This window comes from Pseudomonas sp. BN606, assembly GCF_029873115.1.
Classification (GTDB): Bacteria; Pseudomonadota; Gammaproteobacteria; order Pseudomonadales; family Pseudomonadaceae; genus Metapseudomonas.
Genome location: NZ_SSOF01000024.1, coordinates 24,777 through 48,449, shown reverse-complemented (window position 1 = coordinate 48,449; position 23,673 = coordinate 24,777). Strand labels below are relative to the sequence as shown.

Genomic DNA, 23,673 nt, shown 5'->3' with positions numbered 1-23,673 from the left:
CTCTTTTAAAACGCCCGTTTCATGGGCGTCTCCAGCCATAGTCAGAACGCTGATGGAAATACTGTATACAAAAAATGTTGTGATTGTATCTATCTATTGATTTTTTTGTGTTCGGTGGGATAGTGAGATACAGCTTTCGGATGCGTCGCAGGACGGGCTGGAAAATGCCCGCGTGGATACAGGAGTGCGCCAACCCTGGCCCGGACGACGCCGCACAAGGTTCAACCACTCACGAGGAACGCTTGAAAATGACCACCCTGACCCTGGAAACCGCTGTGAGCATTTCCAATCACGCCCTGGCCGTTGGTCGGGAGCTGCGCACCGCGCCGCTGACGATTGCCGTGCTGGATGCTGGCGGCCACCTGATCACCCTGCAGCGCCAGGACGGCGCCAGCATGCTTCGTCCGCAGATCGCCATCGGCAAGGCCTGGGGTGCTGTGGCCCTGGGCAAGGGCTCGCGCCTGATCGCTGCGGACGCTCAGCAGCGCCCGGCCTTCATTGGTGCGGTGAACAACCTGGCCGATGGCAATCTGGTTCCTGCGCCGGGCGGTGTACTGATTCGCGACGGCCAAGGGACCGTGATCGGCGCCATTGGCATCAGCGGCGATACGTCGGATATCGACGAGCAATGCGCAGTCAGTGCCGTGGAATCGGCCGGCCTGAAGGCGGACGCCGGCGCGGCCTGACCGTCAGCAGGGGGCTGCGGCGCAGCCCTCGGCGAATGAGTTCGCCCTCACAGGGTTGGTGCCAACCGGTACCTGTCCTGTGGGGGCGAAATGCTTTTTGTGGGGGCGAATTCATTCGCCAAGCAGTCCGAAGGACTGCCATATCCGGATTATCGGTGTGGAGCGGAGAGGGGTAGGGGGCCGCTGCGCAGCCCTTGGCGAATGAATTCGCCCCTACAGGGTTCCGGTGGTGTCGGTATCAGGCGCTCTTCGCCTGAACCTTCTCTTCCACTTCGCAGCCCTTTATCACCAGGCGGATGATGGTTTCCGCGGCGGCGTCGTAGTCGGCGTCGCTGAGGCTGGATTTACCGGTGACAGTGGAAATCTGCCAGTCGAAGTCAGCGTAGGTCTGGGTTGCGGCCCAGATGCTGAACAGCAAGTGGTGGGGGTCGACCTTGGCCATCAGGCCTTGGTCGATCCAACCTTGGATGCAATCGATGTTGTGCTTGGCCTGCAGGTTGAGCTGCTCGGTCTGTTCCGGCGAGAGGTGCGGCGCGCCATGCATGATTTCGCTGGCGAACACCTTGGATGCGTAGGGCAGGTCGCGGGAGATGCGGATCTTCGAGCGGATGTAGGCCGTGAGTACTTCGTGTGGATGGCCGGCCTGGTTGAAGGGCGCGGACGCCTGCAGGAGCGGCTCGACGATGCTCTCGAGAACTTCGCGGTAGAGGTTCTCTTTCGACTTGAAGTAGTAGTAGACGTTGGGCTTGGGCAGGCCGGCCTTGGCTGCGATGTCGCTCGTCTTGGTGGCGGCGAACCCTTTATCGGCGAATTCCTCGCTGGCCGCGCGCAGGATGAGGTCTCTGTTGCGCTCGCGAATGCTACTCACATCGGCTCCTTTATTGGCTCACCGAAGCGCCAGGAAGGCCGGTCGGAGAGAGGTCGCGCATGGTATCACCGGCATCAAAGGGCTCTCAAGCGAGCCACTGGATGAATTTCCTGTATACAAAATAACTTGATTCTGTTTCCATTCTGCATCCGTCCATGTCATCGGTACCCTGTCCGGTGCGTGTTGCGGCAGACTTCACCCATGCAAGACAACCACTTGCTCGACTCCTTCGGGCGTCGAATTTCCTATCTGCGCCTCTCGGTCACTGACCGATGCGACTTCCGGTGCACCTACTGCATGAGCGAGGACATGGTCTTCGCTCCCCGCGCGCAGATTCTCAGCCTCGAAGAGCTCTATGCGGTCGCCGATGCCTTCATCGGCCTCGGTGTGAAACGCATCCGAATCACTGGCGGCGAGCCGCTGGTGCGCAAGGGGCTGACATCTCTTCTGGCGCGGCTCGGTGCCCGCGAGGAACTGGAAGACCTGGCCATCACCAGCAATGGCTCCCAGCTCGCACACATGGCCGCCGACCTTCGTCGAAGCGGTGTCACCCGTCTGAATATCAGCCTCGACTCCCTGCAGCGCGAGCGCTTTGCCGCTTTTACCCGGCGTGACCGCCTCGACCAGGTGTTGGCAGGGATTGAAGCGGCGCGCAAGGCGGGCTTTCGCCGGATCAAGCTGAACACGGTGGTGCAAAAAGGCCGCAACGATGATGAGGTACAGGACCTCGTCGCCTTCGCGGTCGAGCATGGGCTGGACATCAGTTTCATCGAGGAGATGCCCCTGGGCAGCATCTCCAGCCACGAGCGCAAGGTCACCCTGTGCACCTCGGAAGAAGTGAGTGAGCGCGTTGGCGAGCGCTTCCAGTTGCTGCCCAGCAGCTATCGCACCGGCGGCCCGTCGCGCTACTACCAGGTAATCGGCACTGAAACCCAGGTCGGTTTCATTTCGCCCCATAGCCGCAACTTCTGCGGCGACTGCAACCGTGTGCGCGTTACAGCCGAAGGCAAGCTGGTGCTTTGCCTGGGCCACGAAGGCGCCCTGGACCTCAAGGCACTGATCCGTCGCCATCCCGGAGACCGGGAAAGGCTGCGTGTGGCGCTGATCGATGCCCTCAGGCTCAAGCCCGAACGGCATCACTTCGACGCCGCCGAGCAAGTGCAAGTCGTTCGCTTCATGAGCATGACCGGCGGCTGACCGGAACCCTTTCCCAAGCTCCAAGCTTTATGTACGCCGCGCGTAGGGTGCGCCGTGCGCACCGAAACCCCTCTGTCCGTATAACGGTGCGCATGGCGCACCCTACAAGGAGAGCCGAATGGCAAAGACACTCTTGATCAAGAACGCCGACCTGCTGGTGACCATGGATGGCCAGCGCCGGGAAATCCGGCAGGGCGGGATGTTCATCGAGGACAACCGCATCGTGCAGGTCGGGCCGAGCAGCGAACTGCCGCAGTCCGCCGACGAAGTGCTGGATATGAAGGGCAAGATCGTCATTCCCGGCCTGGTCAACACGCACCACCACATGTACCAGAGCCTGACTCGTGTGGTACCGGCAGCTCAGGATGGCGAGCTGTTCAACTGGCTGACCAACCTCTATCCGATCTGGGCGCGACTGACCCCGGAAATGATCGGCGTTTCTACCCAGACCGCGATGGCCGAGCTGATTCTTTCCGGCTGCACCACCTCCAGCGACCATCTCTATATCTACCCCAACGGCTGCAAGCTGGATGACAGCATCCACGCCGCCGGGGAGATCGGCATGCGCTTCCACGCGGCTCGCGGCAGCATGAGCGTCGGTCGCAGCCAGGGCGGTTTGCCGCCGGACTCCGTGGTGGAGAAGGAAGCGGACATCCTCAAGGAGTCCCAACGCCTGATCGAGGATTACCACGACGCCTCCCACGGCTCGATGTTGCGGGTCGTGGTGGCGCCGTGCTCGCCATTCTCCGTGAGCCGCGACCTGATGCGTGAAGCCGCCGTGCTGGCACGCCACTACGGTGTCTCGCTGCACACCCACCTGGCCGAGAACGTCAACGACATCGCCTACAGCCGCGAGAAGTTCGGTATGACTCCGGCCGAGTACGCCGAGGATCTGGGCTGGGTTGGTCACGACGTTTGGCACGCCCACTGCGTGCAGCTGGACGAACACGGCATCGAGTTGTTCGCGCGGACCGGTACCGGCGTTGCCCACTGCCCCTGCTCGAACATGCGCCTGGCCTCCGGTATCGCCCCGGTGCGCCGTATGCGTGATGCCGGCGTGCCGGTTGGTCTGGGTGTGGACGGTTCCGCCTCCAACGACGGTGCCAGCATGATCGGCGAGGTACGTCAGGCCCTGCTGCTGCAGCGGGTCGGTTTCGGTCCGGACGCCATGACTGCGCGCGAGGCCCTGGAAATCGCCACCCTGGGTGGCGCGAAAGTGCTCAACCGAGATGACATCGGTGCCCTGGCGCCGGGCATGGCGGCCGACTTCGTCGCCTTCGACCTCAATCACATCGCCTATGCAGGCGCGCTCCACGATCCGCTGGCGGCGCTCGTGTTCTGCACCCCGACCCATGTGTCCACCAGTGTGATCAACGGCAAGGTGGTCGTGCGTGATGGCCAGGTGGTGACCGTGGACCTGCCGCGCGTATTGGAGCGCCACAACGAACTGGCGCGCCAACTGGTGCTCGGCGAGTAACCCACAACCGGGAGCGGGCCATCCCGCTCCTGTCTTTCCCGCGCAATGGAAAACAAGGAGGAGGTCATGAAACCTCGGGTTTTCGGCTGGCTGGCTGCCGGCCTTCTGTCCGCGAATGGCGCCCTGGCGCAGACCTACGTGATCGGGGTCGAGCAGCAGTCCTTCCAACCCCACTACTGGGTCAGCGACCAGGGTGAGTACCAGGGCTTTGCCCGCGACTTGCTGGATCTGTTCGCGCGCAGTGCCGGGCTGGATATCCAGTATCAGGCGCTGCCGGTCAATCAACTCACCAAGCATTTGCTCAATGGCAGCATCGATCTGAAGTACCCCGACAACCCCAACTGGGCGGGCGATCTGAAGAACGGCAAGAGCATCAGCTACAGCCAGCCAGTGGTGGAGTACGTGGACGGTGTTCTGGTTGCGCCCAAACGCCAGGGGCAGGGTGTGGACCATCTGGCCAGGCTGGCGGTGGTGGACGGCTGGACGCCCTGGACCTATCAGGACCGCATAGGCGCGGGGCAGACCCAGGTGGTTCGCAGTACGGACCTGGGGCAGATGATCAAGCAGGCCATGAAGCAGGAAGCTGACGGTGCCTATTACAACGTGGTGGTGGCCACCTACTACCTGGACAACATACGTGCCCGACCCGGGGCATTGGTGTTCGACCCGAAACTTCCCCATACCCGCGGCACGTTCAATCTCTCCAGTCTCAAGTACCCGGAACTGATCGCACGCTTCGATCGCTTTCTCGCAGAGCACCGCCAGGAAGTGGATGCACTCAAGGCCCGCTATCAGGTGGAAGCCAACCTGGACTCCGAATACCTCGGGATGGAGCAGTGGAAGATCGATTTCCTGAAGCGCCAGAAAGAGAAGGGAAACCCCTGACGCCTTCCGAACCGGAAGCACCATTCCAGAGGCGCTCCGTGTCTTCTGCGCGAAGATCGCCTGAAATTTTGTACACAATGCTGAAAGAAACTGTTGTTTGAGATGTTCACAGAGTGTATATAATTCGGAAAACCTGACCGCCAGATCAGCTTTTCCTGATGAAGCAACTGCATGAGGGGGCTCACCGCCACCCTGTAAGCCCACGACCGACAAAAACAATAGGCAGGCTTTACCCATGAGTTCATTCGACCTCCGCGAGGTTCGCTACAACCTCAGATGCGGTCCCGACCGCCAGCCGCAGGCGTGGCGATCCCGTTTTTCAAGTCCACACCCTTTGCTTGCGCATCCGTCCGCTATCAGTGCCCTGGCAGCTGACCTTGGCAGCCTGTTCGGCGTCGGCCAGTCGCCCACGTATGCGGGCGTAGACGAACTCGCACTCCTGTCCTCGATTGCCGAGGCCAGACGGAACTCCCTGGACGTAGCCAAACAGCGCAACGCTGAAGACAGCCCGTCCGGCATCGCCCGCCAATACCGCCTCGGCCTGATCGGCTGACGCACGGCGCGCGCAACTCCCTCCAATCCCGAACCTGCCTGCAGCCTGCCCGGAAACCGGGGCGGGCTACGGGTGGGTGCGGGGCGGAAAAACCTGAAACCCACTAAAACAAGGGAAAAACCATGAATGCCAAGTATCTGCCGCACTGCCTCGCCCTCTCGACCGGCCTGCTCGGGGGCGGCCAGGCTATCGCCGGTGACCTTCTGTTCTGGCAGAACAACAGCCTGACCTACCTCTACGGTCAGAACTTCAAGGTCAATCCGGAAATCCAGCAAACCGTCACCTTCGAGCACGCGGATGGCTGGAAGTACGGCGATAACTTCTTCTTCGTGGACAAGATCTTCTACAACGGCGAAAAGGATGCGCAGGTGGGCGACAACACCTACTACGGCGAATTCCAGCCGCGCCTTTCCCTTGGCAAGATCTTCGATCAGAAGATCCAGTTCGGTCCTGTAACCGACGTACTGCTCGCCATGACCTACGAGTTCGGCGAAGGCGATGTCGAGTCCTACCTGATCGGCCCAGGCTTCGACCTCGCCATTCCCGGCTTCGATTACTTCCAGGTCAACTTCTACAACCGCACCACCGATGGCAGCCGTCCCGGCGACAACGTCTGGCAGATCACTCCGGTCTGGAGCTACACCATTCCGGTGGGCAACTCCGACATCCTGATCGACGGTTTCATGGACTGGGTCGTGGACAACGACGAAAACAGCCGCGGCACTTACCACGCGAACCTGCACTTCAATCCGCAGGTGAAATACGACCTGGGCAAGGCCATGGGCTGGGGTGAGAAGCAGCTGTACGTCGGTTTCGAGTACGACTACTGGAAGGACAAGTACGGTATCGACAACGACAGCTTCCTGGGTGACGTCATCCTCGATGGCACCGACCAGAACACCGCCAGCCTGCTGGTCAAGGCGCACTTCTGATTCACCGGGAAAAAGACCGGGGGAGGCGCAATGCGCCATCCCCGCGGTTGAAAGGGGAGGAGAGCCAATCCATGGCACAAGCCTTTCGCAGCAGTGTGGGAGCCGGATCGATCGCGATGCGGGTCTGCGGATTTCCCGGTGTAACGGACCGGGAGCCGCTGTACAGCCCGTCGCGAATCAACTGGCCCTCACGGCGACTGGCCTCCCTCCGGGTCGCAAAGGGGATTGAACGCCTTACGGCGAGACTCGGTTCAGAAAGTGAATTCCAGATTCACCGTCGGCGTCGAGGTGCGGCTGCCACGCCCACCGTCGACGCCGAACTTGTTGTGCCAATACTCGTAGCCGACACCCAGCCACAGGTTCGGCTTGCGCTTGGCGCCGGGCATCGCGGCGACCATGAGCGAGGTACGCATAAGGGTCTCCGGGGCCGTGTCCTTGTCGAAGTAGTCTTCGCCCTTTTCGCCGACGTAGTTGACGAATCCCTGGAACTTGGCGTCGTGGTCGCCGAGCTGGAAAGGCTTGAGCCAGGTCAGGTTGACCATGTAGGTGGCGTCGAAAGTGTGGTCAGGATGCTTGGCGCTGGGGATGCCCGAGTGGTTCTTCTCGCGGTAGTACATCAGGCTCAGGTCGAGAACGGCGGCGCCGTTGAACTTGAGCGTCGGGCCGAACACCAGGGCTCGCTTATTGGCCGAGGCCAGGTTGTTGTTGCGGTTGGCGTCGAAGCCGAAGGTGACGGCGTAGTCCTTGATCAGACCCGTGCCCAGCGGCTGGTCGAACACCCGTGAAGCGTATAGCTGGTGACGATAAACCGCGTAGACCTCACTGCCGCCATGATCGGTGCCTTTGCGCGGGTCGCGGCTGTCGGAGAGAAACACATCCAGGTTGAAGAAGTTGCTGCCGTATTTGTAACCATCGGCGTGGGTAAAGCTGTAGATGCGTTTGGCGAACTTGTTCGGGTTGTTCGGGTTGGTGAACTGCTGGCCATAGCGGAAACCAACGCTGTTGTTCATCCATTCGAAGATCTTGCCGTCCTCGGCGGCGAAGCCGGTCTGGCCAGTGGCCAACAAGGCGGCGCCAAGCGCCAGGCTGGTGTAACGACGCATTCGGGTACTCCTTCTTTTTGTTGTTGAGCTGAAAGCGGAAAAGACCTGTCCTTAACGGCAGCGCGCGAACGCGGCCGTCACCGGGGTTAGGGTTAAAAGAGCCCGCCGGGTAGGCGGGCTTTGGAGTTCCGGCTGCACCTCATGGGGACAGCCGGATGGGAGCAAATTCAGTGCGCAGCGCAGTGCCGGCTACGTTCCTTTTCACCCAGGATGTTGAACAGCAGGTTCAGGGTGAGGGCACTGACAGTGGCCATGGCGATGCCGCTGTGCGTGATGGGCTCCATCCAGTGGGGAAGTTGGGCGAAGAGCTCGGGGCGTACCACCGGTGCCATGCCCATGCCCATGCTCACCGCGACGAGCAGTTGGTTTCTCCGGTCGCTGATGTCCGCCTCGTGAAGGATCTTGATGCCGGTAGCGGCCACCATGCCGAACATCGCCAGACCGGCACCACCCAGTACCGCAGGCGGGATCGATGCGACCAGGAAGGCGGCTTTCGGCAGCAGGCTGAGGCCGATCAGGAAGGCACCGGCGGCGACCGTCACGTAGCGACTGCGTACACCCGTCATCTGCACCAGGCCGATGTTCTGGGCGAACGAAGAATGGGTGAAGGTGTTGAAGAAGCCCGCCAGGAAGGAGGCGCCGGCGTCGCACATCAGGCCACGGCGCAGGGCATTGGGACAGACTTCGCGACCGGTGATCTTGCCCAGGGCCAGGAACATGCCGGTGGACTCGACGAAGATGATCACCACCACCAGACACATCGACAGCACTGAGGCCAGCTCGAACTTCGGCATGCCGAAGTGCATGGGTTCCACGAGCTGGAACCAGGGCGTTTCCTCCAGCCCGTTCAGGTCGACCATCCCGCAGGCGCCGGCAAGGGCATAACCCAGGGCCATGCCGATCAGTACCGAGACATTGACCCAGAAGCCCTTGAGGAAACGGTTTACCAGCAGGATCGTCCCCAGCACCAGAGCGGCGATGGAGAGGTATTCCAGGGCACCGAAATGGGTTGCCGCGTTACCGCCGCCGGCCCAGTTGACTGCTACCGGGAAGAGCGTGAGGCCGATGGAGGTGATCACGGTGCCGGTCACCAGGGGCGGAAAGAAACGCACGATGCGTGACATGAAGGGGGCGAGCAGCAGGCCGAAGAAACCCGCAGCGATGGTGGCACCGAAAATCCCCTGGATACCGACGCCGGGCATTCCGGCCATCACCACCATGCTGCCAACGGCAGCGAAGCTGGCGCCCATCATCACCGGCATGCGGATACCGACCGGGCCGATGCCGATGGACTGGACGATGGTGGCGATACCGGCGACCAGCAGGTCGGCGTTGATCAGGAAGGCGATTTCTTCACGGGAGAGGCCGGCGGCCTGGCCGACGATCAGGGGCACGGCAACGGCGCCACCGTACATAAGCAGGACATGCTGGAAGCCGACAAGCAGCAATTGCATCAGGGGCAGGCGCTGGTCAGCGGGCGAAAGGGCGATTTCTCGCTCTGTCGGAGTGGTCATGCAACACCTCGGGCGCTTTTGTTCTTGTAAGTCGCTTGGCAATGCAGCACCTCGTGGGGGCGGCCTGCCGGGGTATTCATGTTGCAAGCCGGGAGGGTGACTCCCGGCCGGGGTCGTGCGGGTACTGCGAGGAAGAAAAAAAGCCCGCCTGGGGGCAGGCTTGAAAGCGGGTAAAGCTTGGGGCATCACCCGCCGTGGTCGTGCGCGAGGTCCCGGGTTATCAGGAACCTCGCCGTTGCTCAGTTGGTCTTGGCGCCCTGGGCGATCCAGCGGCCGATCAAGTCACGCTCTTCCTGGGTCATCTGAGTGATGTTGCCCAGCGGCATGATCTGGCTGGCGACTGCCTGAGCCTGGATCTTCGGTGCGAGCATCTGGATCTGTTGCGGGGTGTCGAGCATCACGCCGCCCGGCGCCGAGGTGAACATCGGGCTGCTGGGCTTGGCGGAGTGGCAGACGGCGCAACGTTCCTGGATCACGCTGTGGACCTTGCCGAAGTCATTGCCGGTAGTGCTGGCCTGGGCCGGTTTTTCAGCCGGTTGTGCAGGAGCGGCGGCGGTGCTGGTGGTGGGAGCGGCTTGTTCCTGATGGGCCGGCTCAACAGCCAGGCTCGGTTCGGCGGCCTTGTAGTTCGGCGCGGTGACGAACGCCAGGCAGATCATGCCCAGGGCACCGGCCGGCAGGGTCCAGGCGAACTTGTTGCTGTCGTGGCGGGTGTTGAAGTAGTGGCGCACCAGTACCGCGATCACCGCGATCCCGGCCAGGATCAGCCAGTTGTACTGGCTGCCGTAGGTGCTCGGGAAGTGGTTGCTGATCATGATGAACAGCACCGGCAGGGTGAAGTAGTTGTTGTGGCGCGAACGCAACAGGCCCTTGGCCGGCAGGACCGGGTCCGGGGTGCGGTTTTCTTCGATGGCCTTAACCAGGGCGCGCTGTGCGGGCATAATGATGCGGAACACGTTGCCGACCATGATGGTGCCGATCAGGGCGCCGACATGGATGTAGGAGCCACGGCCGCTGAACACATGGGTGAAGCCCCAGGCAGCGCCGATCACCAGCAGGAACAGGACGAGGCCGAGCAGGGCAGGGGTCTTGCCCAGCGGCGAGTCGCAGAGGAAGTCGTAGATGAACCAGCCAGCGATCAGCGAGCCGATGCCGATGGCGACGGCGGCAGCCGGGGCGATGTCCACGCCGGGTGCGATCAGGTACAGGGTCGGGTTCATATAGAACACCACGGTCAGCAGGGCGACGCCCGACAACCAGGTGAAATAGGCTTCCCATTTGAACCAGTGCAGGTTGTCCGGCATTTTCGGCGGAGCGAGCTTGTATTTCTCCAGGTGGTAGATGCCGCCACCGTGGATGGCCCAGAGGTCACCCGACAGACCGTCGCGCGGATTGGCGCGATTCAGGTTGTTCTCCAGCCAGACGAAATAGAAGGATGCGCCGATCCAGGCGATACCGGTGATCATGTGAACCCAGCGAATGCTCAGGTTCAGCCATTCGGTCAAATGTGCTTCCACAGTGTTTACCTCTTTTCCCGCTGACCAGCACGCTGATCATTGGGCTTCTCTTATTAGTGGTGGGGGTCGAGGAGGAGCTGCTCGTCCTCAGTGAAGAAATGCTCATCGCAGTTGTTGCCAGAACCGCTGCGATCAACCACCAGGAAGTCATCCCGCTTTTCGATCGTCAGCACCGGGTGGTGCCAGACGCCGCGATGGTAATTAACGCCCTGCCTGCCATTGGAGAGGAAGGCACGGACCAAACCCGGTACAGGTACATCGCCAAGTGGCGCGACCACGACCAGAAAGGAGTTGCCGAGCAGCGGAATGAAGGCCTGGCTGCCCTGCGGATGTCGTTCCAGCATGCGGATGCGCAGAGGCATCTCAAGGGATTCGGCACTGAAGATGCTGATGATTGCCTTGTCTTCCGGCTGGGCGGTTTCGACCGTCGCCAGCTTGTGATAACGGCGGGTGGAGCCGTTGTTGATCATGAAGTACTCGCTGCCATCGGTTTCGATCACATCTCCGAACGGGGCGAAGGCTTCTTTGGTCAGGGGCTCGATCTTCAGGGTTCGCATGGCTGTTCTACTTGTTCGTTGCTGGTTCCCATCCCCCGAGAGGGAGGGGCCGGTAGGGGAGGTGGTGATTCCATCCTCCCCCCTGGCTCTACTCTGCGGCGGAGAGCCGATGGGCGGGCCGTGGCCTGCCCGGTCTTGAATAGGGGCGGTGCGACTGCGGCTTACATTTGCTGCAGGCGGAACAGCGCGATCTTGTTGATCTCGGCCAGCGCCCTGGAGAATTCGGCTTCGGGAGAGTTGTGGATTCGCTCCTCGAAGGCCGCCAGGATCTGGTGCCGATTGCTGCCTTTCACCGCCATGATGAAAGGAAACCCGAACTTGGCCTTGTAGGCGTCGTTCAGCTCGGTGAAGCGTGCGAACTCTTCAGCCGTGCATTCGTGGATTCCGGCACCGGCCTGTTCGCTGGTGCTGGCTTCGGTCAGCTCGCCTCGGACCGCTGCCTTGCCGGCCAGGTCCGGGTGAGCGTTGATCAGCGCCAGCTGGGCTTCATGGCTGGCACTGAGCAACAGGTCGGCCATGCGCTGGTGCAGGCCATCGATTTCGTTGATGCGGTCGTCCCGGCCGAGGTCGAAGGCTTTCTCGGCGACCCAGGGCGAGTGCTCATAGATGTCGGCGAAGGCTTCTACGAAGGCATCGCGGGACAGGCTGGATGGAGTCAGGGTCTGGAAGCGGCTCATTTCGCTTGCTCTTTGAAAGGGTGGGTGGCGTGCCAGTGGCGTGCGATGTCGGCGCGGCGGGCGAACCAGACTTGATCGAAGCCTTTCACGTAGTCGATGAAGCGTGCCAGGGACGCGAGGCGCGCCGGACGGCCCAGCAGGCGGCAGTGCATGCCGATGGACAGCATCTTCGGCGCGCCGGCGGCACCTTCTGCGTAGAGCACGTCGAAGGCATCCTTGAGGTATTCGAAGAAGTCATCGCCCTTGTTGAAACCCTGCACCTGGGTGAATCGCATGTCGTTGGTGTCCAGGGTGTAGGGAATGACCAGGTGCGGTTTTTCCGCGGTGCTGGCGGCGTCCCAGTAGGGCAGGTCGTCGTCGTAGGTGTCGGAGTCGTAGAGGAAGCCGCCTTCCTCCATCACCAGGCGACGGGTGTTCGGGCCAGTGCGGCCGGTGTACCAGCCTACCGGGCGTTCACCGGTCAGTTCGGTGAGAATGCGGATGGCCTCGAGCATGTGTTCGCGCTCCTGGGCCTCGTCCATGTACTGGTAGTCGATCCAGCGATAGCCGTGGCTGCAGATCTCGTGGCCGGCCTCGACCATGGCGCGGATCACATCCGGATGACGCTGGGCAGCCATCGCCACGGCGAAGATGGTCAGCGGGATGTCGTGTTTCTTGAACAGGTTAAGCAGGCGCCAGACGCCAGCGCGGCTGCCGTACTCGTAGAGGGATTCCATGCTCATGTTGCGCACGCCCTGCAACGGTTGGGCTGCCACCATTTCGGACAGGAAGGCTTCGGATTCCTTGTCGCCATGGAGCACGTTGCGCTCACCGCCTTCTTCGTAGTTGAGAACGAAGGACAGGGCGATGCGGGCTTCGCCAGGCCAGTGCGGATGGGGTGGGTTGTTGCCGTAACCGATCAGGTCGCGTGGGTACTCAGCGCTCACTGCAGTCTTCCTTCTCGTCTGTTGAATCGATCAGCGACAGCCCGGGAAAGTGGTGCGCGACCGTGGATGGGGTGATTGTATACAAACTGTCATGCGTTTTGTAAATCAAAAATTCGCTGAATTCGTCAACCGGGGTGGTAGCAAGAAACCTGCCCATATGGTCAGGTGTCGAGGAGCAAAGGCCCAGAGGACGGTGGCTACATGAAAATCCCCTGCTAGCGCGGATCGGCAATGGTTGATCCGAATTTGATGTTATTATTGTGTACAATTTTTTTGATTTATGTCTTACATTCTGTGGGGCGCATGTTATTCTGCGCACCGTACAGGGGCCTAGGCCCCTGACCACGCACCTATATGAACAAACAGAGGAGGTGTGGCGTTCCGATCGCGGCCAGAGCAACGGCCCGGTGGACGCCCAGCGAGCAATGGGACGTTTGACCACGCATGTACTGGATGCCGCCCACGGCTGCCCTGGCCGTGACATCAAGATCGAGCTCTACCGCGTCGAGAGCGCAGGCCTGGAGCTGGTTGCCACTACCACTACCAACGATGATGGCCGCTGCGACGCGCCCCTGCTGCAGGGTGCCGATTACCAGAGCGGCGTCTACCAGATCCATTTTCACGCTGGCGACTATTACCGCGCCCGTGGCGTGAAGCTGGCCGAGCCGGCTTTCCTGGATGTGGTCGTCCTGCGCTTCGGCATTTCCTCCGAGCAGGATCACTACCACGTCCCGCTGCTGATCTCCCCCTATAGCTACTCCACCTACCGCGGTAGCTAGTTCACCTTTCTCGTTACCCTCGACTCACTGGAGTCTTTACGGCCCGTTCACACTGCGGGCCTTTTTTATGCCTGCAAGAAACTGCGGCGTAAAAAAAAAGCCCGGCACAAGGCCGGGCTTAAGCGCATCACGGGGAGATGCGCAAGGGAGCAATAAACGACAAGACAGAAGCGGTGCGCCAGCCCCGAAGGGGGCTGCGCAGGTGCATGGGCGAATGTCGGATCAGGGAAGAGTCTAGACGGCAACTGGCATGTTGTTGGCCAGTGGTCGTAAATCGCTTCGCTCCGTCGCCGTCAGACAACGCGGCGGTCCCGCGTCGAGCTCTGGAAGCCAGCACTCCGGGATGGCGCTGCATGAGTCCCCTTTGGTCGCGCTATCGATTGCCCTGCAGGAGCGCGCTCGTCATACACGGCTCGCGCTCGAACTGTTCGCGAGCAGAGCTCGCTCCTACGGGAAGTATCGGGGGGTAGCGAGTAGGGTAGCTGGCACATGACTGCGCCTTCTCTATACAAATGAAAAGGCCCTGGCGCAGAGCGACAGGGCCTGGTGAAGCGGTGCCTGTGATTACAGGAAGATGAACTTGGCCACGAAGATGGCGCACAGCGCATACAGGCTCACCGACACATCCTTGTACTTGCCGGTGAAGGCCTTCATTGCCACGTAGGTCACGAAGCCCAGGGCGATGCCGTCGGCGACCGAGAAGGTCAGCGGCATCATGATCACAGTGACGATGGCCGGGATGGTCTCGGTGTGTTCCTTCCAGTCGATGTGGGCCATGCCGCCCATCATCAGCATCGCAACGTAGATCAGGGCACCCGCGGTGGCGTAGGCGGGGATCATGCCGGCCAGGGGCGCGAAGAACATGGCGGCGACGAACAGGATGCCCACTGTCACGGCGGTCAGGCCGGTGCGGCCACCAGCGGCCACGCCTGCGGCACTTTCCACGTAGCTGGTCACCGGCGGCACACCGAGCACGCCACCGAACACGCTGGAGGCACTGTCCGCCTTCATGGCCCGGGAGAGGTTCTCGATGCGCCCGTCTTCCTGCACCAGGTTGGCACGTTGGGCCACACCCATCAGGGTGCCGGCGGTGTCGAACATGTGTACGAAGAGGAAGGCGAGGATCACGCTCACCATGGTCACATTGAACGCGCCGGTGATGTCCATGGCCATGAAGGTCGGGGCCAGGCTCGGGGGCATGGAGAACACGCCGCCGAACTTGACGATGCCCAGGCCAACACCGATCAGGGTAACGGTGAGGATGCTGATCAGGATGCCGCCGAACACGCGGCGGTACTCCAGTACGGCGATCATCAGGAAGCAGATGGCGGCCAGCAGCGGACCGGGGGAGGTCAGGTCGCCGATGTGCACCAGGGTCGCCGGATGGGCGACGACGATGCCGGCGGTCTTCAGGCCGATCAGCCCGAGGAACAGGCCGACACCCGCGCCCATGGCAAATCGCAGGCTGCTCGGAATGCTGTTCAGCAGCCATTCACGAATGCGCGAGAAGGTCAGGATCATGAACAGCACGCCGGAGAGGAACACCGCCCCGAGGGCGATTTGCCAGCTGTAGCCCATGGTGTTGACGACGGTGTAGGTGAAGAAGGCGTTCAGGCCCATGCCCGGGGCGAGGCCTACCGGCCAGTTGGCATAGAGGCCCATGAGGAGGCAACCGAAGGCTGCGGCAAGGCAGGTGGCAACGAAGGCTGCGCCATGATCGATCCCGGCATCGGCCATGATGTTCGGGTTGACGAAAATGATGTAGGCCATGGTGATGAAGGTGGTCAGTCCGGCAGCCAGTTCGGTCTTCACGGTGGTGCCGTGAAGGCTGAGCTTGAATAGACGTTCAAGCAGACCGTTGGCGGGCGGTGTTGCGGCGTACGTTCCTTGTTCTTGTTGTTTGATGCTTTCCACAGCGTGGTACTCCTCATCTCTTTTGTTTTGTTCACCCAGAGCCTGGAGTTGGCTCCGGACTAACTGAGGCGGATGGCGTGAGTGGTGCACTTCCTCCAATACTTGACCGCTGGGTCAGGAAGTCACGGCGCGATTATGCCTTTGTATACAAAAAAAACAAATAATGTTTTCAATGTTCGAAAAAACGCACCAATCCGTAAAGCTGACTCATTGGTTAGGTTTTGTTGCGACAATTTGCAGCCTAACGAACTAATCAAGTCGTTTAAAAACAAAGAGTTATGAGAATTTTCGAATGAGGGATGGCTGCCTGACGATGGCGTCGAAAGCACGAAATGGCACCGTGCGAGACGTGCTTATGACAAAAAAATGTAGGGAAACCGCTGTATTGAGGCTCTAGCCGATCCTCGACACGCAAATCGAGAACTGCTGGAAAAACCTGTGCAACCGGTCAGGAATGGGGTTCGAGCTGCGGCGAAACTGTTCAAGGTGCGATGATTGTGTACAATATCATTCGCTTTTTCCCTGATTTCCCTCGCTGATCCACCCGTTCAGCCCGGCGGAAAGGGGCAAAAAGGGCCCTGGAAGACCGCCGACCCCCTTTGACGCGAGCCCCCATGAACGAACAGTTGCAGCCACTCAAGAAGCAGCCGCGCACCGCCAAAAGCACCCGCAGCGGCACCCAGGACGACATCGTCTACGCACATATTTTCGATGCCATTCTCGAGCAGCGCCTCGCGCCCGGTACCAAGCTGAGCGAAGAAGCCTTGGGAGAGATTTTCGGCGTCAGCCGCACGATCATCCGTCGTGCCCTCTCGCGACTCGCCCATGAAGGCGTAGTGCTGCTGCGGCCGAATCGTGGCGCCGTAGTGGCCAGTCCCAGCGTCGAGGAAGCCCGGCAGATTTTCTACGCCCGCCGTCTGGTGGAGCGTGCCATCACCGAGCTCGCGGTAGAGCACGCCACTGCCGAGCAATTGCAGGAACTGCGGCAAATGGTCCTCGAGGAGCAGGCCTGCTTCTCCCGTGGTGATCGTGGCGCCGGTATCCGTCTTTCCGGCGAGTTCCACCTGAAACTGGCCGAGGCGGCGAAGAACGCCCCGCTGGTGAGCTTCCAGCGCAGCCTCGTGTCCCAGACCTCGCTCATCATTGCCCAGTACGAAAGTGGCAGTCGTTCGCACTGTTCCTTTGATGAACACAATCGCCTGATCGACGCTATCGAGTCCCGCGACGCAGAGCGCGCCGTGATGCTGATGATGCATCACATGGATCACATCGACGACAAGCTGAACCTGGACGAAAGCGGTGCTTCGGACGACCTGCACGCGGTGTTCTCGCACCTGTTGCAGACCAAGAAGAAGCCCGGTCGCGGCACGCCCCGCAGCGCCTGATTCCGGCTCGGAAAAGAAAGCCCCGCAGATGCGGGGCTTTTTGTTTTGGGGGCTGGCGGGCAATGAATTGTGCCGTTTTCGTCGCGAATGAATTCGCTACAGGATTACGCGCCAATGCCACGCTGTTGGAGAGCGAATTCATTCGCGAATCCGGAGCCCAAAAGAAAACCCCGCCGAAGCGAGGTTCTCTCATCGCGCTGCCCCTCAGCTGCGTTGATGCACGCTGCGGCCGGCTGCAAAGGTTTCCTTCACGGTACGGTCGTCACCGAGGATGGTCAGGGCAAACAGCTTTTCCGGAAGGCTCCGGGCCTGCTGCATGCGGTAATCCAGCAGCGGGGTGGCCTTGTAGTCGAGGACCACGAAATCCGCGTCCTTGCCGGCCTGGAAGTTGCCGATCTTGTCGTCTAGGTAGAGCGAGCGGGCGCCACCCAGAGTGGCCAGGTAGAGGGATTTGAACGGGTCGAGCTTCTTGCCCTGGAGCTGCATAACCTTGTAGGCCTCGTTCAGTGACTGCAGCTGGGAGAAGCTGGTGCCGGCGCCGACATCGGTGCCCAGTCCCACACGTACGCCGTGCTCTTCGAGTTTCTGCAGGTCGAACAAGCCGCTGCCGAGGAACATGTTGGAGGTGGGGCAGAAAGCTACTGCCGAGCCGGTTTCCGCCAATCGTTTGCACTCGTCGTCGCAGAGATGCACGCCGTGGGCGAACACCGAGCGCTGGCCTATCAGCTTGTAATGGTCATACACATCGAGGTAGCCCTTGCGCTCGGGGAACAGCTCCTTGACCCATTCGATTTCCTTGCGGTTCTCGGACAAGTGGGTGTGCATGTACAGGCCCGGGTACTCAGCGTACAGCTTGCCGGCCAGCTCCAATTGCTCCGGGGTGCTGGTGGGGGCGAAGCGCGGGGTTACCGCATAGTGCAGTCGGCCCTTGCCGTGCCAGCGCTCGATCAGCTCCTTGCTGTCGGCGTAGCCGGACTCGGCGGTGTCGGTGAGGTAGTCCGGGGCATTGCGGTCCATCAGCACCTTGCCGGCGATCATCCGCAGGTCGAGCGCTTGCGCAGCCTCGAAGAAGGCGTCCACCGATTCCTTGTGCACGGTGCCGAACACCAGCGCAGTGGTAGTGCCGTTGCGCAGCAGTTCCTTGATGAAAATGCCGGCGACGTCAGCGGCATGGGCCTTGTCGGCGAACTGTTTCTCGGTGGGGAAGGTGTAGGTGTTCAGCCAGTCCAGCAGTTGCTCGCCGTAGGAGGCGATCATGCCGGTCTGCGGGAAGTGGATGTGGGTATCGATAAAGCCGGGAGTGATCAGGGCATCGCGGTACTCGTGCACCTCGACGCCGGCGTCCAGGCCCGGCAGCATGGACTTGGCGTCGCCCAGGGCCTTGATGCGGCCGTCTTCCACCACCAGCAGGCCGTCCTCGAAATACTGATAGGACTGCTCGACGCCGACCAGGGCGGGGTCGGCGATGCTGTGCAGGATGGCGGAGCGGTAGGCGGTTACGTGGCTGGTCATGTCAGTCTCGTTCGTTAGCGTTGCGATTCTTGCGTTCTCGCCTGAGGGAGGGGCCGGAGTAGGGGGCGCCTTGTCACGCGGCTCCCCCTACCCGGCATTACGCGTCACCTTCTCCCGATGGGCGAAGGAAAATTTCAGGCCTGTTCCCGGCGCGAGGCGGGGACCAGCTTGGCGACCGTTTCGCCTTTCTTCACTTCGGCACCGAAGTTGGCGTTATAGGTGGCGACGACTTCTCCGGCGATCGATATGGCGATCTCCACCGGCAGTTTGCCTTTGACCTCTTGTATGCCCATCGGGCAGCGCATGCGTTGCATGGTTTCGGCGGCGAAGCCGCGTTCGCGCAGCCGATGCTCGAACTTGACGCGCTTGGTCTTCGAGCCGATCAGGCCAAAGTAGGCGAAGTCATCGCGCTTGAGGATCTCGGCGGTCAGTTCAAGGTCCAGTTGGTGGTTGTGTGTCATGACGATGAAGTAGCTGCCCTTGGGCATCTCGTCGATCTCGTCGATCACTTCCTCGTTGACCACTTTCTCCACGCCAGACGGAATCTGCTCGGGGAATTCGTTTTCCCGCGAGTCGATCCAGCGCACTTTGCAGGGCAGGCTGGCAAGCAGCGGAACCAGCGCACGGCCGACATGGCCGGCGCCGAATACGGCGATATGTGCCTGGGGCTGGCCCATGGGTTCGAACAACAGTACGGTGGCGCCACCGCAGCATTGGCCGAGGCTGGCGCCCAGGCTGAAGCGCTCCAGGCGCGTGTCCTGGCTGCGATTCTCGAGCATCTCGCGGGCGATCTCCATCGCCTTGAACTCGAGATGACCGCCACCGATGGTCTCGAAGATCCGCTCGGCGGTGACGACCATCTTCGAGCCGGCGTTGCGCGGAGTCGAGCCACGCTCTTCGATGATGGTCACCAGCACGCAGGGTTCACCACGGTGCTGAAGGTCGGCGAGGGCGCTGATCCAGCTCATTTGCTCAGTCTCCAGCTACGCAGTGGCCTGGTGGTCCGCGACAGCCTCCAGTCGTCCTTGGGACGAACCGGGGCCGGCAGCGTTTCCAGCAGCACGGCATCGCCGTCCTGCTGTTTGGTCTTCGTTTGATCGGTGGATGTTGTCATTGTTCTGCACCGTTTTTTCTATGTAGGAGCCAGCTTGCTGGCGAATCGCTTTCGCCAGAAAGCCGGCTCCTGCGGGTTACGCGAGCTCGGTCTCCGCCTGGGCGGCGGCCTGAGCCGGCTGTTGGAGTTTGCGCATCTGCTCGACGCCCCAGAGAACCCGCTCGGGAGTGGCCGGCGCATCGATGTTCGGCTGCACCTTGTAGTCCCCCAGGCTCGCCACGGCGTCCTTGATGGCGCACCAGACGGCAATGCCGAGCATGAAGGGCGGCTCGCCCACGGCCTTGGAGTGGAACACCGTCTGTTCGGGGTTCTTGCGGTTTTCCACCAGTTTCACCCGCAGGTCGATGGGCATGTCGGCGATGGCCGGGATCTTGTAGCTCGCCGGGCCGCTGGTCATCAGCTTGCCCTTGGCGTTCCACACCAGCTCTTCCATGGTCAGCCAGCCCATGCCCTGGACGAAGGCACCTTCAACCTGGCCGATGTCGATGGCCGGGTTCAGCGAGGCGCCCACGTCATGCAGGATGTCGGTGCGCAGCATCTTGTACTCGCCGGTCAGGGTGTCGACGATGACCTCGGCACAGGCCATGCCATAGGCGAAGTAATAGAAGGGGCGGCCGGAAGCTTTATCGCGGTCGTAGAAAATCTTCGGCGTGCGATAGAACCCGGTGCTGGAGAGCGAAATCTGGTTGAAGTAGGCGAGCTGGATCATTTCCTCGAAGGAGAGGAAGTGGTCGCGAACGCGTACCTGGTCGTTCTTGAACTGCACGTCCTCGGTGGTCGCCTTGAAGTAATTGGCGAGGAACTCCACCAGACGACCCTTGATGGTTTCAGCGGCGTTCTGCGCTGCCTTGCCATTCAAGTCAGTGCCGCTGGAAGCGGCGGTCGGCGAAGTGTTAGGCACTTTGTCGGTGTTGGTCGCGGTGATCTGGATGCGCGAGATATCCACCTGGAAGACTTCGGCCACCACCTGGGCGACCTTGGTGTTCAGGCCTTGGCCCATCTCGGTCCCGCCGTGGTTCAGGTGGATGCTGCCATCGGTGTAGATGTGCACCAACGCACCGGCCTGGTTGAGGAAGGTGGCGGTGAAGCTGATACCGAATTTCACCGGGGTCATCGCCAGGCCTTTCTTCAACACCGGGCTCTTGGCGTTGAAGGCGCGGATTTCTTCGCGGCGCTTGGCGTACTCGCTGCTGGCCTCCAGCTCCTCGGTCATCTCGGCGAGCATGTTGTGCTCAACGGTCTGGTAATAGTGGGTGACGTTGCGCTCGTCCTTGCCGTAGTAGTTCAGCTTGCGGACTTCGAGCGGGTCCTTGCCCAGATGGCGCGAGATCGCATCCATGATCTCTTCGATCGCGACCATCCCCTGCGGGCCGCCAAACCCGCGATAAGCGGTGTTCGAGGCGGTGTTGGTCTTGCAACGGTGACCATTGATAGTGGCGTTTTCGAGGAAATAGGCGTTGTCCGAATGGAACATCGCGCGGTCGACGATGGAGCCGGACAGGTCGGGCGAATAGCCGCAGTTGCCCGCCAGTTCCAGCTGGATGCCGCTGAGCAGACCGTTGTCGTCGAAGCCCACGTCGTATTCGACATAGAAGGGGTGACGCTTGCCGGTAATGGTCATGTCTTCCATGCGTGGCAGGCGCATCTTGGTCGGGCGACCGGTCAGGTGTGCGATCACTGCGCACAGGCAGGCCGGGCCGGCAGCTTGGGTCTCTTTGCCGCCAAAGCCACCGCCCATGCGGCGCATGTCGATGACGATCTTGTTCATCGGCACGCCCAGTACCTCGGCCACCAGCTTTTGCACTTCGGTGGCGTTCTGGGTGGACGTGTAGACGATCATGCCGCCGTCTTCGGTGGGCATGACGGAGGAGATCTGGGTCTCGAGGTAGAAGTGTTCCTGGCCACCGATGTGCAAGGTGCCCTGGATGCGGTTCTTCGCCCCGGCCAGCGCGGTGGCGGAATCACCACGCTTGTGTTGGTGGCTGTCCAGCACGAAATGCTTTTTGCGCAGCGCGTCGACTACGTCCAGTACGGGTTCCAGGTCCTCGTACTCGACAATCGCGGCCATGGCCGCCTTGCGGGCGGTTTCCAGGCTGTCGGCGCCTACGGCCAGTACTACCTGGCCAACGTACTCGACCTTGCCGTCCGCCAGCAGCGGGTCGCCGGCGACCACCGGGCCGATGTCCAACTGGCCGGGCACATCTTCGGCAGTGATAGCGATGGCCACGCCCGGGAACTGGTAGCAAGGGCTGGTATCGATGCGGGTAATGCGCGCATGGGCGCGATCGCTCATGCGTGCATAAACGTGCAGCTGGTTGGGGAATTCCAGGCGGTCGTCGACGTACACGGCTTCACCCGAGACGTGCTTGGGCGCGCTCTCGTGCTTGACGCTGCGGCCCACGCCGGTGGTGATGTCGGCACGGAACAGCTCCGCCAGTTCTTCCTGGGTCTTGTGATGGAAATGGTTAGACATAAGCGGTCACCCGGGTTTCGACTTCTGGGGATTGCAGCTCGAGGAAGAACTTGCGCAGCAGGTTCTGGGCGGTCAGCAGGCGGTATTCCTTGCTGGCGCGGAAGTCAGAGAGCGGGGTGAAGTCCTTGGCCAGGGCCTCGCAGGCGCGCTCGACGGTACCCGGGTACCAGGCGGCGCCGATCAGGGCCTGCTCACAGGCGCTGGCGCGCTTGGGAATGCCGGCCATGCCACCAAAGGCGACGCGGGCCTTGCGCACGACACCGTTTTCGATCACCAGATTGAAGGCTGCGCAGACGGCGGAAATGTCGTCGTCCAGGCGCTTGGACACCTTGTAGGCGCGGAAAGCCTGGTTATTGCGGGCGCGCGGCACGCGCACTTTCTCGATGAATTCGGACTCCTGGCGGGCGGTGACCTTGTAATCGAGGAAGTACTCGTCCAGCGGCAGGATGCGGGTCTGGTTGCCCTTGCGCAGGACGATCTCGGCGCCTAGGGCGATCAGCAGCGGCGGGGCATCACCAATGGGCGAGGCGTTACCGATGTTGCCGCCCAGGGTGCCCTGGTTGCGGATCTGCAGGGAGGCGAAGCGGTGCAGCAGTTCGCCGAAGTCCGGGTACTCGCGGGAGAGCGTTTCGTAGCAGTCGGACAGCGGGGTAGCGGCGCCGATCTCGATGAAGTTGCCGTTCTCCTCGATGCGCTTCATGGACTCGATATGGCCGACGTAGATCATCACCGGCAGTTCACGGTGGAACTGGGTGACTTCCAGGGCCAGGTCGGTGCCGCCGGCCAGCAGGCGGGCCTGCGGGTTGGAGACGTAGAAGTCGGCCAGGTCGGCGACCGTCAGCGGAACCAGGCAGCGCTTGTCACCGCTGTTCAGTTCAGCGGTATCGCGCGGTGCAATGGACTTCAGCTGGGCAACGGTCTGGGCTTCGGCGGCATCGAACTGGTCGGGCTGCTTCTGGCAGCAGGCCTGTTCGGCGGCGTCGATGATCGGGCGGTAGCCAGTGCAGCGGCACAGGTTGCCGGCCAGGGCTTCCATGGTCTGGGCCTTGTCGAAGCCATCACTGTTCTTCTGCAGGGCGAACAGCGACATGACGAAGCCAGGGGTGCAGAAACCGCACTGGGAACCGTGGCAATCCACCATTGCCTGCTGCACGGAGTGCAGTTGACCACGGTGCTTGAGGTCTTCGACGGTAATGAGTTGCTTGCCGTGCAGCGAGGATACGAAAGTCAGGCAGGAGTTGAGCGTGCGGTAACGGACGCGATCACCGTCAAGCTCACCGACAACCACGGTGCAGGCGCCGCAGTCGCCCGAGGCGCAGCCTTCTTTGGTACCGGGTTTGCCGACATGCTCACGCAGGTAGTTGAGCACCGTGACATTAGGATCGAGGGCATGCTCGGTGCGCAGCTCCCGATTGAGTAAAAACTGGATCAAGGACGACCTCCAGGCACTTTATTGTTTTTACGAGGGCTCGTATGACGGCAAATTTAGAGAGGTCTGACTTTTGGGTCAATAAATATTTGACTCGAAAGTCAGGAAATCTTCATCTGTTTCGGTTATTAGCACGCTGCGTCCGCTCTGTCTCAGGGCGCAGGCGCATTTCGTG

Annotated in this window: 21 protein-coding genes; 8 read left to right on the top strand and 13 right to left on the bottom strand. The window is 61.4% G+C overall.

All coding sequences use genetic code 11. The features are described from left to right. Positions 1-248: 248 nt before the first annotated feature. Entirely contained in the window at positions 249-686 is a 438-nt protein-coding gene (locus tag E8E75_RS00820; RefSeq protein WP_120651867.1) for a heme-binding protein, read from the top strand. A 238-nt stretch (positions 687-924) separates the two neighbouring features. Here the strand turns inward: E8E75_RS00820 and E8E75_RS00815 are convergent, their stop codons facing one another. Continuing rightward, positions 925-1,554: a TetR/AcrR family transcriptional regulator gene (locus tag E8E75_RS00815; protein ID WP_120651866.1), complete on the bottom strand. Its 630-nt coding sequence runs from the start codon at positions 1,552-1,554 to the stop codon at positions 925-927. Between the two features lie 201 nt (positions 1,555-1,755). Between E8E75_RS00815 and moaA the strand changes: the two genes are divergently transcribed. The 5 genes from moaA to E8E75_RS00790 all read left to right on the top strand — a co-directional run bounded on the left by moaA (position 1,756) and on the right by E8E75_RS00790 (position 6,598). Then, a complete protein-coding gene (moaA, locus tag E8E75_RS00810; protein ID WP_153917091.1) occupies positions 1,756-2,751 on the top strand; it encodes a GTP 3',8-cyclase MoaA in 996 nt (331 codons plus the stop codon). A 118-nt stretch (positions 2,752-2,869) separates the two neighbouring features. Further along, on the top strand, positions 2,870-4,228 hold the full coding sequence (locus tag E8E75_RS00805; protein ID WP_120651864.1) for an 8-oxoguanine deaminase: 1,359 nt from the start codon (positions 2,870-2,872) through the stop codon (positions 4,226-4,228). Between the two features lie 66 nt (positions 4,229-4,294). Further along, a complete protein-coding gene (locus tag E8E75_RS00800) occupies positions 4,295-5,113 on the top strand; it encodes a transporter substrate-binding domain-containing protein (RefSeq protein ID WP_153917089.1) in 819 nt (272 codons plus the stop codon). A gap of 235 nt (positions 5,114-5,348) precedes the next feature. Continuing rightward, a complete protein-coding gene (locus E8E75_RS00795) occupies positions 5,349-5,666 on the top strand; it encodes a hypothetical protein (RefSeq protein WP_153917087.1) in 318 nt (105 codons plus the stop codon). 122 nt (positions 5,667-5,788) lie between these two features. After that, positions 5,789-6,598 carry an outer membrane protein OmpK gene (locus E8E75_RS00790; RefSeq protein ID WP_120651861.1) on the top strand — a complete coding sequence of 270 codons (810 nt, stop codon included), beginning with the start codon at positions 5,789-5,791 and terminating at the stop codon, positions 6,596-6,598. Positions 6,599-6,849: 251 nt separating this feature from the next. Here E8E75_RS00790 and E8E75_RS00785 read toward each other — a convergent pair whose 3' ends face one another. The 6 genes from E8E75_RS00785 to puuE form a co-directional block, all read right to left on the bottom strand. Beyond that, positions 6,850-7,701, bottom strand: a complete 852-nt coding sequence (locus E8E75_RS00785; RefSeq protein WP_153917085.1) for a nucleoside-binding protein — start codon at positions 7,699-7,701, stop codon at positions 6,850-6,852. A 167-nt stretch (positions 7,702-7,868) separates the two neighbouring features. Further along, on the bottom strand, positions 7,869-9,215 hold the full coding sequence (locus tag E8E75_RS00780; protein WP_120651859.1) for a nucleobase:cation symporter-2 family protein: 1,347 nt from the start codon (positions 9,213-9,215) through the stop codon (positions 7,869-7,871). A 239-nt stretch (positions 9,216-9,454) separates the two neighbouring features. Continuing rightward, positions 9,455-10,732, bottom strand: coding sequence for a urate hydroxylase PuuD (locus tag E8E75_RS00775; RefSeq protein WP_120651858.1), 1,278 nt, complete (start codon positions 10,730-10,732; stop codon positions 9,455-9,457). 53 nt (positions 10,733-10,785) lie between these two features. Further along, positions 10,786-11,289 (bottom strand): ureidoglycolate lyase, encoded by a 504-nt coding sequence (locus E8E75_RS00770; protein WP_120651857.1) that lies wholly within the window; start codon positions 11,287-11,289, stop codon positions 10,786-10,788. A 161-nt stretch (positions 11,290-11,450) separates the two neighbouring features. Then, positions 11,451-11,966, bottom strand: coding sequence for a 2-oxo-4-hydroxy-4-carboxy-5-ureidoimidazoline decarboxylase (gene uraD / locus E8E75_RS00765; protein ID WP_120651856.1), 516 nt, complete (start codon positions 11,964-11,966; stop codon positions 11,451-11,453). After that, positions 11,963-12,892 (bottom strand): allantoinase PuuE, encoded by a 930-nt coding sequence (gene puuE, locus E8E75_RS00760; protein ID WP_280357722.1) that lies wholly within the window; start codon positions 12,890-12,892, stop codon positions 11,963-11,965. The genes uraD and puuE overlap by 4 nt, the downstream gene beginning before the upstream one ends. 425 nt (positions 12,893-13,317) lie before the next feature. Between puuE and uraH the strand changes: the two genes are divergently transcribed. Then, positions 13,318-13,671: a hydroxyisourate hydrolase gene (gene uraH / locus E8E75_RS00755; RefSeq protein ID WP_120655236.1), complete on the top strand. Its 354-nt coding sequence runs from the start codon at positions 13,318-13,320 to the stop codon at positions 13,669-13,671. Between the two features lie 564 nt (positions 13,672-14,235). Here the strand turns inward: uraH and E8E75_RS00750 are convergent. Then, a complete protein-coding gene (locus E8E75_RS00750) occupies positions 14,236-15,585 on the bottom strand; it encodes an NCS2 family permease (RefSeq protein WP_120651854.1) in 1,350 nt (449 codons plus the stop codon). A gap of 614 nt (positions 15,586-16,199) precedes the next feature. Here E8E75_RS00750 and E8E75_RS00745 point away from each other — a divergent pair. Then, a complete protein-coding gene (locus E8E75_RS00745; protein WP_120651853.1) occupies positions 16,200-16,970 on the top strand; it encodes a GntR family transcriptional regulator in 771 nt (256 codons plus the stop codon). 204 nt (positions 16,971-17,174) lie between these two features. On the opposite strand, the gene guaD is transcribed toward E8E75_RS00745, so the two are convergent. The 5 genes from guaD to xdhA form a co-directional block, all read right to left on the bottom strand. Then, the gene (gene guaD / locus E8E75_RS00740) at positions 17,175-18,482 is read right to left on the bottom strand and encodes a guanine deaminase (RefSeq protein WP_120651852.1); all 1,308 of its coding nucleotides are present in this window, start codon (positions 18,480-18,482) and stop codon (positions 17,175-17,177) included. 134 nt (positions 18,483-18,616) lie between these two features. After that, entirely contained in the window at positions 18,617-19,450 is an 834-nt protein-coding gene (gene xdhC, locus E8E75_RS00735; RefSeq protein WP_120651851.1) for a xanthine dehydrogenase accessory protein XdhC, read from the bottom strand. After that, positions 19,447-19,596 carry a hypothetical protein gene (locus E8E75_RS00730; RefSeq protein WP_153917083.1) on the bottom strand — a complete coding sequence of 50 codons (150 nt, stop codon included), beginning with the start codon at positions 19,594-19,596 and terminating at the stop codon, positions 19,447-19,449. Before E8E75_RS00730 ends, xdhC begins: the two co-directional genes overlap by 4 nt. Before the next feature lie 76 nt (positions 19,597-19,672). Further along, positions 19,673-22,069, bottom strand: coding sequence for a xanthine dehydrogenase molybdopterin binding subunit (gene xdhB / locus E8E75_RS00725; RefSeq protein ID WP_153917080.1), 2,397 nt, complete (start codon positions 22,067-22,069; stop codon positions 19,673-19,675). After that, positions 22,062-23,501 carry a xanthine dehydrogenase small subunit gene (xdhA, locus tag E8E75_RS00720; protein ID WP_153917078.1) on the bottom strand — a complete coding sequence of 480 codons (1,440 nt, stop codon included), beginning with the start codon at positions 23,499-23,501 and terminating at the stop codon, positions 22,062-22,064. Before xdhA ends, xdhB begins: the two co-directional genes overlap by 8 nt. Positions 23,502-23,673: the final 172 nt, after the last annotated feature.